This is a genomic window from Streptomyces sp. NBC_01232 (genome assembly GCF_035989885.1).
GTDB lineage: Bacteria > Actinomycetota > Actinomycetes > Streptomycetales > Streptomycetaceae > Streptomyces.
The window spans coordinates 2,404,379-2,416,429 of sequence record NZ_CP108518.1 but is presented as its reverse complement, the minus strand read 5'-3'; the positions used below and the strand labels follow the sequence as shown (position 1 = coordinate 2,416,429).

Genomic DNA, 12,051 nt, shown 5'->3' with positions numbered 1-12,051 from the left:
CCGTCCTGCATACTCGACGGGTGAGTACGATTCCCGAGATCCGCACCCTGCCCGTTCCCGATGGCCTCGAGGGCGAGCGCGTCGACGCCGCCATCGCCCGTATGTTCGGATTTTCCCGGACGAAGGCGGCCGATCTCGCGGCCGCGGGGAAGGTGTCGGTCGACGGCAGTGTCGTCGGGAAGTCCGAGCGTGTGCACGGTGGCGCCTGGCTCGAAGTCGAGATGCCCGAACCGCCGCGTCCGGTCGAGCTCGTCGCCGAGCCGGTCCCCGGCATGGAGATCGTCCATGACGACGACGACATCGTCGTCATCATGAAGCCGGTGGGCGTCGCCGCCCACCCGAGCCCCGGCTGGACCGGCACCACCGTCATCGGCGGCCTCGCCGCGGCCGGCTACCGCATCTCCACCTCCGGCGCGTCCGAGCGCCAGGGCATCGTGCACCGCCTCGACGTCGGTACGTCCGGCCTCATGGCCGTCGCGAAGTCGGAGCGCGCCTACACCTCACTGAAGAACCAGTTCCGCGAGCGCGTCGTCGACAAGCGCTACCACGCGCTGGTCCAGGGCCACCCGGACCCGATGAGCGGCACGATCGACGCGCCGATCGGCCGGCACCCCAGCGCGGACTACAAGTGGGCGGTGATCCAGGACGGCAAGGCGTCCGTCACCCACTACGACCTGATCGAGGCCTTCCGCGCCGCCTCGCTGCTGGACATCAAGCTGGAGACCGGCCGTACGCACCAGATCCGCGTGCACATGTCCGCGCACCGGCACCCCTGCGTCGGCGACCTGACCTACGGCGCCGACCCGACCGTCGCGAAGCGGCTCGGCCTCACCCGGCAGTGGCTGCACGCGGTGCGGCTCGGCTTCGAGCACCCGTCGGACGGGCAGTGGGTCGAGTTCGAGAGCACCTACCCGGCGGACCTCCAGCACGCGCTGGACGTGATCCGGGCGGAGAGCGAGTGACCTCGCCGGTCCCGGGCACGGTCGAGGTCCGGGTCGCCGCCTCGGAGGAGGACCTGAAGGCGTGCTTCGCGGTGCGGTCCGAGGTCTTCGTGGTCGAGCAGTCGGTGCCGGAGTCGATCGAGTACGACGCGTACGACGCGGACGCGGTGCACGTGCTGGCCGTGGGCGCGGACGGTGTGCCGCTGGGCACGGGCCGGCTGCTGCACGGGCCGGTGGCCCTCGGCAAGACGGGCGACCTGACGGTCGGCTCGCTGGGCCGGCTGGCCGTGGCCAAGTCCGCGCGCGGGCTGGGCGTGGGTGTGGCGCTGGTGCGCGCGATCGAGGCGGAGGCGGCCCGGAGGGGGCTGGCCGCGGTCGATCTGGGCGCGCAGACGCATGCGCTGGGCTTCTACGAGCGGCTCGGGTACGTGGCCTACGGCCCGGAGTTCCAGGACGCGGGCATCCCGCACCGCGCGATGCGCCGCCCGCTCCCGTAGCCGCCGCTGCCGGGGCCGGAAAATCCAGCCCCGCCGGCGATCGAGGCGCGGGCGCGGAGCGCCGTAGGGGGTTCGGGTCGGAGCCCGACACGGAGCCGCGGGCCCGTCACCGCACCGGCCAAGCGCAGCGGACTGGCAGGGTGGGGGAGTGGATCAGCTTGCTCTGCTGTTCGTCCTCCTGCTCGGGGCCGTCGTCACGGTGCCGCTCGGGGACCGGCTCGGACTGCCCGCGCCCGTGCTGATGACCATCGGCGGGGTGGTCCTCGCCCTGGTGCCGGCCGTGCCGAGCGTCGAGGTGCCGCCCGAGTTCATCCTGCCGCTGGTGCTGCCGCCGCTGCTGTACGCCTCCGTGCAGCGCACCTCCTGGCGGCAGTTCGCGGCCAACGTCCGGCCCATCCTGCTGCTGGCCGTGGCCCTGGTGTTCGTCACCACCGCGGCCGTGGCCGCCGTCGCCAACGCCGTCGTGCCCGGGCTGCCGATCGCCGCCGCCGTGGCCCTCGGCGCGCTCGTCGCCCCGCCCGACCCGGTGGCCGCCACCGCCGTCGCCGGATCGCTCGGACTGCCCCGCCGCATGGTGTCGATCCTGGAGGGCGAGGGTCTCTTCAACGACGTGACGGCGATCGTGCTCTACCACGTGGCCGTCGCCGCCGTCGTCAGCGGCAGCTTCTCCTGGCCCGACGCGCTCGGGGAATTCGTACTGTCCGCCGTGGTGGCCGTGGCCGTCGGGCTCGCGCTCGGCTGGGTCACCAACCGGCTCATGGGACTGCTCGGCGACGCCACCCTGCAGATCGGGCTGACGCTCCTGGTGCCCTTCGTCTCGTACGTGGTGGCGGAGGAGCTCCAGGGGTCGGGGGTGCTGGCCGTGCTGACGACTGCCCTGTTCCTCGCCGAGTACGCGAGCGACGCCGACGACGTGCTCGGGCGCCTCGCGGGGCACACCTTCTGGGAGGTCGTCGACATGCTGGTCACCGGCGTGGCCTTCGGACTGATCGGGCTGGAGCTGCACAACGTCTTCGGCACGGCGGAGGACCGGCTCTGGGAGATGGCCGGCTGGGCGGCGGTCGTGGTCGCGGTGGTGGTCGGAGTACGGCTGGTGTGGCTGCTGCCGGCCGGCTGGCTCACCAAGAAGCTGCACCAGTTGCGCGACTACGACGAGGAGATCCCGCTGAGCTGGCGGGAGAGCGTGGTGATGTGGTGGGCCGGGATGCGCGGCGTGGCCTCGGTGGCCCTGGCGCTGGCCATTCCGCTGCGGACGGACGCAGGGGAGCCGTTCCCCGGGCGGGACCAGATCATCTTCATCGCGTTCGCGGTGATCATGACGACGTTGGTGTGCCAGGGGCTGACGCTGCCGTGGCTCGTGCGGCGGCTGGGAGTGGAGGCCGACACGGACGCCTACCGGGACGCCGAGCGGCAGCTGGCGATCCGCGCCGCGAAGGCCGCGAAGCAGCGCCTGAAGGAGATCCAGGAGGCGGAGGAGCTGCCGGAGGACCTGGTCGAGCAGCTCTACCGGCGGGCGTACGAGGTGGGGGCCAGGATCAGCCCCGACATGGTGGACGAGGAGCGGCGCGAGGCGTACGCGAAGCGGGTGGAGCGGCTCCACGACATCCAGCGGATCCAGCGGGAGATGATGTCGGCCGCCCGCCACGAGGTCCTGGCCGCCCGCAGCGAACCCGGCTCCGATCCGGAGATCGTGGACCGGGTGCTGCGACATCTGGACGTACGGAGCCTGCGCGCTCCCTGAACGGGGCTGTGTGCCCGTGCCCCCTCAGGTGCCGGCGGGGGCGAGCCGCAGGGAGAGGCGTTCCACGGCGCGCAGGAGGCGGACGTAAGGGGACCAGCGGGCTTTTCGGGCGATCGTGCCCGTGCACGCCAGTTCGGCGAGGTCCAGGCAGTCCTCCAGGACGGCGTCGTGCGCCGAGCGGAAGGCCAGCGGCCAGGTGATGCGGGCGAGGCCGGTGATCCGCATCGCGATGGTGTGCCGCAGGGCGGTGCGCTCGGCGTCGACGGGCAGCACGGTGAACTCGTGGAAGCCGTGGAATCCGCGTGGCCCGGTGAAGGTGAAGCGGACCCAGGTCCCCGGCACGTAGGCGGCCACGGTGTAGCGCACCGGTCCGTGTCCGCCCACCGCCCCGACGCCCAGGGGGCGGTCGAACTCCATCTCCTCCCACAGCCGTCCGGGCCACAGCCGGTCGTCCTCCCCGCAGGCCAGCGTGTCGATGAGTGCGCCGACCTCGCTCTCCTTCGCCGTGATCAGACGCTCGTGCACGTTGTAGACGCCCATGGCCCGGTTCTCCCCTTCGCATTATTAGAGATGGGTCTCTAATAATCTGGAGGGTACTCTCTGATTCATGGCGAGACCACCCCGCTTCGACACCGACCAGATCCTCGACGCCGCCGTCCGGCTGGCAGCCTCCGGCGGCCCGGGCGGCGTGAGCATGTCCGCCGTCGCCCAGGCGATCGGCGCGCCCAGCGGCTCCATGTACCACCGCTTCGCCGGGCGCAGCGCGCTGCTCGCCGAGGTGTGGCTGCGTACCGTCGAGCGGTTCCAGGAGGGCTACTTCGCCTGCCTGCACAGCGACCCCGACCCCCGGCTGGCCGCCCGCGCGGCGGCCCGGCACGTCGTCGGCTGGAGCCGCGCCCACCCCGAGGAGGCGGCCCTGCTGCTGCACGGCCCGTGGGAGTTCGGCCGCGCCGACTGGTCCGAGGAGCACACCGGACGCGCGGACTCCGGCAACTGGCGCGTGTACGGCGCCCTCCACACCCTCGCCGCGTCCCTCGGCGCGACGGAGCCCCAGGACCTGGACCGCATCACACTGGCGCTGGTCGACCTGCCGCTCTCGGTCGTCCGCCGCCACCTGCGCGCCGGCGAGCCGCTGCCGCCGCACGCCGAGGACCTCGCCGAGGAGAGCGCGGCGGCGCTCCTCGCCGCCCCCACCGCCGCCGCCTAGCCGCCCGCCGGGCCCTCCGCGGCCGGGGCGGTGGCGATGTGGGGGAGGGCGTACGGGTGGTGGGCCACCAGCCAGGTGATCAGGCGTTCGCGCACCGCGCAGCGCAGCGTCCAGAGGTCGTCGGCGTCCTTCGCCGTGACCACGGCGCGGACCTGGACCGTGTGCGGTGTGGTGTCCGTCACGGCCAGCCCGCCCCCGCGGCCGTCCCACTCCGGGATCTCCTTCAAGATGTCCTGGAGGCGGTCCCGCATCAAGCCGATCGGCGCGCTGTGGTCCAGGTGCCAGAAGACCGTTCCGGTCATCTGCGCCCCGCCGCGCGACCAGTTCTCGTAGGGCTTGCTCGTGAAGTACGAGACGGGCATCGTGATGCGCCGCTCGTCCCAGGTGCGGACCGTCAGGAAGGTCAGGGTGATCTCCTCGACCCGGCCCCACTCCTTGTCCACCACCACCGTGTCGCCGATGCGGACGGTGTCGCCGAAGGCGATCTGCAGGCCTGCGAAGAGATTGCTCAGGGAGGCCTGGGCGGCGATGCCCGCCACGATGCCGAGGACGCCCGCCGAGGCCAGCAGCGAGGCGCCGACCGCACGCATCGGCGGGAAGGTCAGCAGCATCGCAGCCACCGCGACCACGACCACCAGCGCCGTGACCACCCGGTGGATCAGCGTGACCTGGGTGCGGACCCGGCGGACCCGGGCGTCGTCCTCGGTCACGGCGGCGTAGCGCGCGTAGGTGGAGTCGACCGCGGCCGTCGCGATGCGCACCGCCAGCCAGGCCGCGGACGCGATCAGTACGAGGGTGAGGAACCGGCCGACGCCGAGGTGATGGCCGGGGAGGATCCCGGCCTGCCGGTACGAGGCTCTGAGCAGCGAGGTGCACAGCACCACCTGGAAGGGCAACCGGCAGCGGCGCAGCAGGCCCCACAGAGGGGTCTCGGTGTGCCGGGCGTCGGCCCGGCGCAGCAGCAGGTCCAGCAGCCATCCCGCGATCAGGGTGGCGACCAGTGCGCCGCCGATGACCGTGACGGGGCGCAGGACGTTCTCCATCTCCATGGGGATGAACGTAGCTGGCACGATGGAGGCATGAACATCATGCTTTTCCATTCGACGTACGGGCTGCGGCCCGCGGTGCACGCGGCGGCCGACCGGCTGCGCGCGGCCGGGCACCAGGTCCAGGTGCCGGATCTCTTCGAGGGACGCACTTTCGGGACCGTCGAGGAGGGCATGGCCCACCGGGACGAGATCGGCCGTGACGAACTGCTGAAGCGCGCGGTGCTGGCCTCCGCCCCCTACTCGGACCAGGGGCTGGTCTACGCGGGCTTCTCCTTCGGCGGCTCGGTCGCCCAGCACCTGGCGATGGCCGACGAGAAGGCGCGCGGGCTGCTGCTCCTGCACGGGACGGCGGACCTGGAGGACGGCGCCTCGGTGGACGACCTGCCCGTGCAGCTGCACATCGCCGACCCGGACCCCTTCGAGCCGCACGACTGGCTGACCGCCTGGTACCTGCGGATGCAACGGGCGGGCGCCGACGTGGAGGTCCACAGCTACCCGGGGGCCGGGCACCTGTTCACCGACCCGGAGCTGGACGACTACGACGCCGAGGCCGCCGAGCAGGTCTGGAAGGTCGCGGTCGGTTTCCTCGACGACCTGCAGCCGGGCGCGTAGGCGCGGAGAACGAAGGGGCCCGGCCCGGCGGATGCCGGACCGGGCCCTTGTCGCAGGGGAGGGTCAGCCCGCCCGGTACGCGGTCCAGCTGCTCGACATGCGAGCCACCTGGCCGGCGGTGAACTGGTACATGCACGAGTCGTACGTGTAGTCCATGAAGTTGCGGATCGGGTCCGCACCGGGCTTGCTCGCGCAGCTGTCGCGCCCGGTCGGGCACTCGTACGCGGCGCTCTTCTCGGCCGGGGTGTCGGAGACGTAGTCGCCGTTGCCGTTACAGCCGCCCTGGAAGGTGTGGTACAGCCCCAGCCAGTGGCCGACCTCGTGGGTGGCGGTGTCACCCTCGTTGTAGTTGGCCGCGGAGCCGCCCGGCAGCGAGCTGTCGAGCACGACCACGCCGTCCATCTTGGGGCTGGAGGCGTAGGAGGTCGGGAAGGTCGCCCAGCCCAGCAGGCCGCCGGAGAGCTTGGCGGTGTAGAAGTTGAGCGCGCCCGGACCACCCTTGCGCAGGGTGTTCTTCATGTCCTTCTCGGCCTGGGAGCCGGAGGCCAGGTTGTACCAGGAGGCGTTGTCCGTGTAGTCGGTGGCCGCCAGGGTGAACTGGAAGTTCGTGTTGACGTTTCCGGTTCCCTGGCCGCCGTAGGCCGCGTTGAGGACCGCCAGCTGCTTGCTGACGTCCGTGGCCGTCAGCTTTCCGGTGGTGCCGGAGTGCACGACGTGGAAGTACACGGGGATGTTCACGACGGCCTCGGCAGCGGCGAGGCTGCGCTGCGGCTGGTTCTTGAGGGCCTTGTCGAGCTTGGCTCTCAGGTCGGCGTCCATGGCCTTCGCCTGCGCGTCGCTGACGGCGTTGGGCTCGTCCGCGTGCTCGTCGTGGGCGCGCGCCACACGGGCGTTCGCGGCGCCGGAGGCGGCGGGCTGGTCGGCGCAGACCTCGGCGGGGGACTTGGCGGCCGCGAGCGTGGTGGGGGACGCGAGCGGAGTGAAGGCCAGGGTTCCGGCCAGAACCGCCGTGCCCATCAGGCGGCGGCGGAGAAGGGGGGATATGCGGGCGACTGCGCGCACGTGTGCTCCTCGCGTGGGGGGTTGTGAGGGTGGTGGCCTGAAGGATCTTCTTCAGCTGGCGGGAAGCTTATGTGTGCATGACATATTCAGGTCAAGTGCTCTACGTAAAAGATTTGTTGCTTCTGATGCACATGGGGCGCCTGGTATGTACCAGGCGCCCCATGTGGCGGGAAATTTGACGGTCAATCAGCGAACCGGCTGATGGACCCTCTCCACCTTCTGGGTCCCGTTCAGCGTCCGGAACGACCGCGTCCACGCGGACGTGGCACCCGGCTGCCGCTTGTCGGACACCACGTAGTAGTCCATCTGCGAGCGCTCCGCCGTCACGTCCAGCACGCCGTAGCCGTGCGCGTCCATGTCGAGCCACTTCACGTGCCAGTTGGCGGCCTTGACGGCCGACTCGGCGACCAGCGAGACGGTGTCCGGCAGGACGTGCAGGATGTCGTCGAGGTTGTCCGAGGTCACCGAGGTGACGACGAACTCGGTCGCCGCCGTCCCCGAGCCCGGGTACGTGGCCATGTTCACCGGTACCTCGTTCGCCCAGGCCATGTGGATGTCGCCGGTCAGGAACACGGTGTTCTTGACGTTGCGCTCCAGCAGGTGGCCCAGCAGCTCCTTGCGGTCGTCCGTGTAGCCGTCCCACTGGTCCACGTTGATCGCGAGGCCGCCCTCGGGCAGGCCGAGCAGCTTGGCCAGCGGCTTCAGCAGGTGCGCGGGCAGCGAGGCGAAGGCCACCGGCGAGATCATCACCGAGGTGCCGACCAGCTTCCACGTCGCGGCCGAGCCCGCGAGCCCCGACTTGAGCCAGTCCAGCTGGGCGCGCCCGGTGATGGTGCGCTCCGGGTCGTCCACCGCGCCGCTGCCGACCTTGACCTGCTGCGAACGGAAGGACCGCAGGTCCAGCAGGTGCAGGTCGGCGAGGGTGCCGAAGCGCAGCCGCCGGTAGACGGTCCCCGCGATGGAGGCGCGTACGGGCATCCACTCGAAGTACGCCTGCTTGGCTGCGGCCGCGCGGGCCGCCCACTCGCCCTCGGCGCCCGGCGTGTGGTTCTCGGCGCCGCCGGCCCAGGTGTCGTTGGCGAACTCGTGGTCGTCCCAGATGGCGATGACCGGGTGCGCGTGGTGCAGGGCCTGGAGATCGGTGTCCGTCTTGTACTTGCCGTGCCGCGTGCGGTAGTCGGCCAGCGAGACGATCTCGTGCTTCGGCTCGTGCGGACGTACGACGTACTTCGCCTCCGGATATCCCCCGGACTGGTACTCGTAGATGTAGTCGCCCAGGTGCAGGACCGCGTGCAGATCCGTGCGGGCCGCCAGGTGGCGGTAGGCGGAGAAGTAGCCGGACTCCCAGTTGGCGCAGGAGACCACGCCGAAGCGGACCCCTTCGGTCGTCGCCTCGTGGGCCGGGGTGGTCAGGGTGCGCCCGACGGGGGAGGCCGCGGCGCCGGCGGTGAACCGGTACCAGTACGGCGTCTGCGGCTGGAGCCCGCGCACGTCCACCTTGACCGTGTGGTCGGTGGCGGCGCTCGCGGTCACCGAGCCGGAGGCGACGATACGGGAGAAGGCCTTGTCGGAGGCCACTTCCCAGCCCACCTGGGTGGCCGGGCCGAGGCCGGAGCCGGGTACGGCCTCCGGCGTCGGGGTGACCCGGGTCCACAGCAGGACCCCGTCGGGCAGCGGGTCGCCCGAGGCGACGCCGTGCAGGAAGGCGGGTGCGGTGCCTGCCGCGTGGGCGGCCCCGGCGCCCAGCGAGGTCAGGGGGGCCAGCGCGGCGGTGGCCGCGGCGGCGAGAACGACCGTACGGCGACCGGGAGTCGCCGTGGTCCGGGAGGGGGTGAGATGACTGGTCACGGATGATCATATTACCGACGGGTACACCCGCGGGAACAGATGTGGGAATGCAACAGGCGGGCGAACTCTGGGAGTTCGCCCGCCTGTTGACGCGGCCCGTCCGGAAAGCTCGTCCCGGATTGTCCAGGGATCAGCCCTGCAGCGCCTTGTCGATCGCCGCCGTGAACTGCTCCGCCGTCGACGGGGTCTCGATCTTCTTGCCGTCCATCTTCAGGGTCGGCGTGCCCTTCACCCCGGACTTGTCGAAGGTCTTCGACATCTCCAGCGCCCACCGGTCGTACGTGCCGTCCTCGACGGCCTTCTTGAACTCGGCGTTGCCCTTGAGCGCCGGGACCGTGTCCGCGACCTTCACCAGGTAGTCGTCCTTGGCGAAGCTGTCGACGGTCTCCTCCGGGTGCAGGTCCTTGGAGTAGAGCGCGGCCTTGTACTGCAAGAAGGCCTCCGGGCTGACGTTCAGCGCGGCACCCAGGGCACTCAGCGCGTTCTTCGAGCCCTCGCCCTTGACGGCGTTGTCGATGAAGGTGGCACCGATGTACTGGAGCTTGTACTTGCCGGCGTCGACGTCCTTCTTGATCTGCTCACCGGCCGCCTGCTCGAAGGAGGCGCAGGCCGGGCAGCGCGAGTCCTCGTACAGCTCCAGGGTCTTCTTCGCGTCGGCCTTGCCGACGACGACCGTGGTGCCGTCCTCGCCCTCGGTGTTCTTCGGCTTGACCAGCTCGGCCTTGGCGGCCTTCTCCCAGTAGGAGGGCTGGTTGGCCTGCATGACCCCGTAGGCGATGGCGCCGATCACGCCGAGCGCGACCAGGACCCCGCCCGCCACGGTCACCTGGCGGCGCACCTTGTCCTTCTTGGCCTGTGCCTCGCGCTCGGCGCGCAGCCGCTCGCGGGCCGCTGCCTTGTTCGCCTGGCTGTTGCGTGAACTCATCGTGATCTCCGTGGGGTGTGACGTGTGGAAGGGACTGCCGTACGTGCGTCAGGCGCGGGCGAGCGCGCCGAGCACGGGGGGTCCCCGCCGTCCCACGGAGTGTGCGGGGAACCGGGTGCGCGCCCTGGTGCCCGAGAGCACCGACCGCAGCAGCTCCCGCGCCGGCCGGCCGGCCACCGCCACCGAAGCCGCGGCCAGCAGCAGCGGCCGGAACGCGAAGGCGGCCATGGCCCGCAGCAGCCGGCCCAGCGCCCGCTCGCCGTGGCGCAGCCAGCCGGCGGCCAGCAGTCCCACCGAGACGTGGGCGCCGAGCAGCAGCCACGGTGTGTACGGGCCGGGCGCGGCCAGCAGCGCGGCCGCATCGGCGGCGGGCCCGGTGACCTCGGTCAGCGGCCCGCCCACGGGCGTGCCGCCGCACAGCGCGTCCAGACCGATGGCGCGCAGCGGGCCCGCGACGGGACCGCCGGCCGGGCCGTAGCAGAGGTGCTGCCCGGCGGTGAAGACGGTGTCGGCGGCCAGCTCCAGCGGGACGAGCAGCGCGGCGATGGGGCCGAAGCCCCGCTCGCGGCCGGCGAGCGCGTAGGTGATCGCGAACACACCCGCGAAGGCCCCGGCCACCAGCGCGGGCGGCAGCGGGACCCGGGACATCAGGACGTGCGAGCCGGACGAGAGCAGCACGACGAGCGCGCTGAACAGCGCGGCCCGCAGCCCTCTGAGTCCCGTCCCCGAAACGTCCATCCTCGCGAGTGTGCCATGCGTTCCTGTGGAACAGACGTTCAGGGAGTGAGACGCCCGTTACGGAACAGGTCCACGAAGATCTGGTGGTCGGCGCGCGCCCGGGCCCCGTACGCGTGGGCGAAGTCCACGAGCAGCTCCGGGAAGCCCTTCTCGTCGGCGGCGATCGCCGCGTCGATGGCCCGCTCGGTGGAGAAGGGGACCAGGGTCTGCCCGCTCTCGTCCGCGTCGGCGGCCCCGTGCATGGTCGCCGTCGCCCGGCCCAGGTCCGCGACGACGGCCGCGATCTCCTCCGGGTCGTCCAGGTCGGACCAGTCCAGGTCCACCGCGTAGGGGGAGACCTCCGCGACCAGCTGGCCGCTGCCGTCCAGCTCCGTCCACCCCAGCCACGGGTCGGCGTGGGCCTGCAGGGCGCGCTGGGAGATGACCGTACGGTGCCCCTCGTGCCGGAAGTACTCCCGCACCGCCCGGTCCGTGATGTGCCGGGAGGCCGCCGGGGTCTGCGCCTGCTTGAGGTAGATCACGACGTCGTTCTCCAGGGCGTCGCTGTGCCCCTCCAGCAGGATGTTGTAGGAGGGCAGGCCCGCCGAACCGATCCCGACGCCGCGGCGCCCCACCACGTCCTTGACCCGGTAGGAGTCCGGCCGCACGAGCGACTCGTCGGGGAGGGTCTCCAGATACCCGTCGAAGGCGGCCAGCACCTTGTAGCGGGTGGCGGCGTCCAGCTCGATGGAGCCCCCGCCGGAGGCGAAGCGGCGCTCGTAGTCCCGTATCTCCGTCATGGAGTCCAGGAGGGAGAAGCGGGTCCGGGAGCGGGCCGAGCGCAGGGCGGCCAGCAGCGGGCCCTCGGCGGTGTCCAGGGTGAAGGAGGGTACTTCCTCGTTCTTGGCGCCGGCCGCCAGGCGGTGGATCCGCTCCCGGTAGGCGCCGGCGTAGATCCGCACCAGCTCGCTTATCTGGTCGTCGCTGAGCGCCTTGGTGTAGCCGATCAGGGCGACGGAGGCGGCGAACCGCTTCAGGTCCCAGGTGAAGGGGCCGACGTAGGCCTCGTCGAAGTCGTTGACGTTGAAGATCAGCCGGCCGTTGGAGTCCATGTACGTGCCGAAGTTCTCGGCGTGCAGGTCACCGTGGATCCACACCCGGCCCGTCCGCTCGTCCAGGAACGGCCCGCCGTGCCGGTCCCGCTCCAGGTCGGAGTAGAAGAGGCAGGCCGTGCCCCGGTAGAAGGCGAAGGCCGAGGCCGCCATCTTGCGGAATTTGACCTGGAAGGCAGCGGGGTCGGCGGCGAGGAGCTCACCGAACGCGGTGTCGAACACATCGAGGATTTCCTCGGCGCGCTGCTCGTCGGTCGTCTCGGGGACCGCCATGGCGGGTGCCTCCTGGTGCACGTGCTGTTTCAGGTTCCGACCGACTGGACGCCGGACCGGTCCTCCT

General features: G+C 71.4%; 12 protein-coding genes. 5 read left to right on the top strand and 7 right to left on the bottom strand.

What is annotated here, in order from left to right:
- Positions 1-20: 20 nt before the first annotated feature.
- The 3 genes from OG444_RS11380 to OG444_RS11370 all read left to right on the top strand — a co-directional run bounded on the left by OG444_RS11380 (position 21) and on the right by OG444_RS11370 (position 3,179).
- Entirely contained in the window at positions 21-962 is a 942-nt protein-coding gene (locus OG444_RS11380; RefSeq protein WP_327262048.1) for an RluA family pseudouridine synthase, read from the top strand.
- Entirely contained in the window at positions 959-1,438 is a 480-nt protein-coding gene (locus tag OG444_RS11375) for a GNAT family N-acetyltransferase (protein ID WP_327262047.1), read from the top strand. The genes OG444_RS11380 and OG444_RS11375 overlap by 4 nt, the downstream gene beginning before the upstream one ends.
- Before the next feature lie 148 nt (positions 1,439-1,586).
- The gene (locus tag OG444_RS11370) at positions 1,587-3,179 is read left to right on the top strand and encodes a Na+/H+ antiporter (protein WP_327262046.1); all 1,593 of its coding nucleotides are present in this window, start codon (positions 1,587-1,589) and stop codon (positions 3,177-3,179) included.
- Between the two features lie 24 nt (positions 3,180-3,203).
- Here the strand turns inward: OG444_RS11370 and OG444_RS11365 are convergent, their stop codons facing one another.
- A complete protein-coding gene (locus tag OG444_RS11365) occupies positions 3,204-3,719 on the bottom strand; it encodes an SRPBCC family protein (protein ID WP_327262045.1) in 516 nt (171 codons plus the stop codon).
- A gap of 67 nt (positions 3,720-3,786) precedes the next feature.
- Here OG444_RS11365 and OG444_RS11360 point away from each other — a divergent pair, with 67 nt between their 5' ends.
- Positions 3,787-4,386, top strand: a complete 600-nt coding sequence (locus tag OG444_RS11360) for a TetR/AcrR family transcriptional regulator (protein ID WP_327262044.1) — start codon at positions 3,787-3,789, stop codon at positions 4,384-4,386.
- On the opposite strand, the gene OG444_RS11355 is transcribed toward OG444_RS11360, so the two are convergent.
- A complete protein-coding gene (locus OG444_RS11355; RefSeq protein WP_327266742.1) occupies positions 4,383-5,429 on the bottom strand; it encodes a mechanosensitive ion channel family protein in 1,047 nt (348 codons plus the stop codon). The genes OG444_RS11360 and OG444_RS11355 overlap by 4 nt on opposite strands.
- Positions 5,430-5,465: 36 nt before the next feature.
- Between OG444_RS11355 and OG444_RS11350 the strand changes: the two genes are divergently transcribed.
- On the top strand, positions 5,466-6,047 hold the full coding sequence (locus OG444_RS11350; protein WP_327262043.1) for a dienelactone hydrolase family protein: 582 nt from the start codon (positions 5,466-5,468) through the stop codon (positions 6,045-6,047).
- Between the two features lie 63 nt (positions 6,048-6,110).
- On the opposite strand, the gene OG444_RS11345 is transcribed toward OG444_RS11350, so the two are convergent.
- The 5 genes from OG444_RS11345 to OG444_RS11325 form a co-directional block, all read right to left on the bottom strand.
- Entirely contained in the window at positions 6,111-7,064 is a 954-nt protein-coding gene (locus OG444_RS11345) for a zinc metalloprotease (protein WP_327266741.1), read from the bottom strand.
- A gap of 231 nt (positions 7,065-7,295) precedes the next feature.
- Complete coding sequence (locus OG444_RS11340; protein WP_327262042.1) at positions 7,296-8,957, bottom strand: alkaline phosphatase D family protein; 1,662 nt, start codon at positions 8,955-8,957, stop codon at positions 7,296-7,298.
- 130 nt (positions 8,958-9,087) lie between these two features.
- On the bottom strand, positions 9,088-9,882 hold the full coding sequence (locus tag OG444_RS11335; RefSeq protein ID WP_327262041.1) for a DsbA family protein: 795 nt from the start codon (positions 9,880-9,882) through the stop codon (positions 9,088-9,090).
- Positions 9,883-9,930: 48 nt separating this feature from the next.
- The gene (locus OG444_RS11330) at positions 9,931-10,620 is read right to left on the bottom strand and encodes a hypothetical protein (protein ID WP_327262040.1); all 690 of its coding nucleotides are present in this window, start codon (positions 10,618-10,620) and stop codon (positions 9,931-9,933) included.
- A gap of 38 nt (positions 10,621-10,658) precedes the next feature.
- On the bottom strand, positions 10,659-11,984 hold the full coding sequence (locus OG444_RS11325; RefSeq protein WP_327262039.1) for a DUF2252 domain-containing protein: 1,326 nt from the start codon (positions 11,982-11,984) through the stop codon (positions 10,659-10,661).
- Positions 11,985-12,051 lie beyond the last annotated feature (67 nt).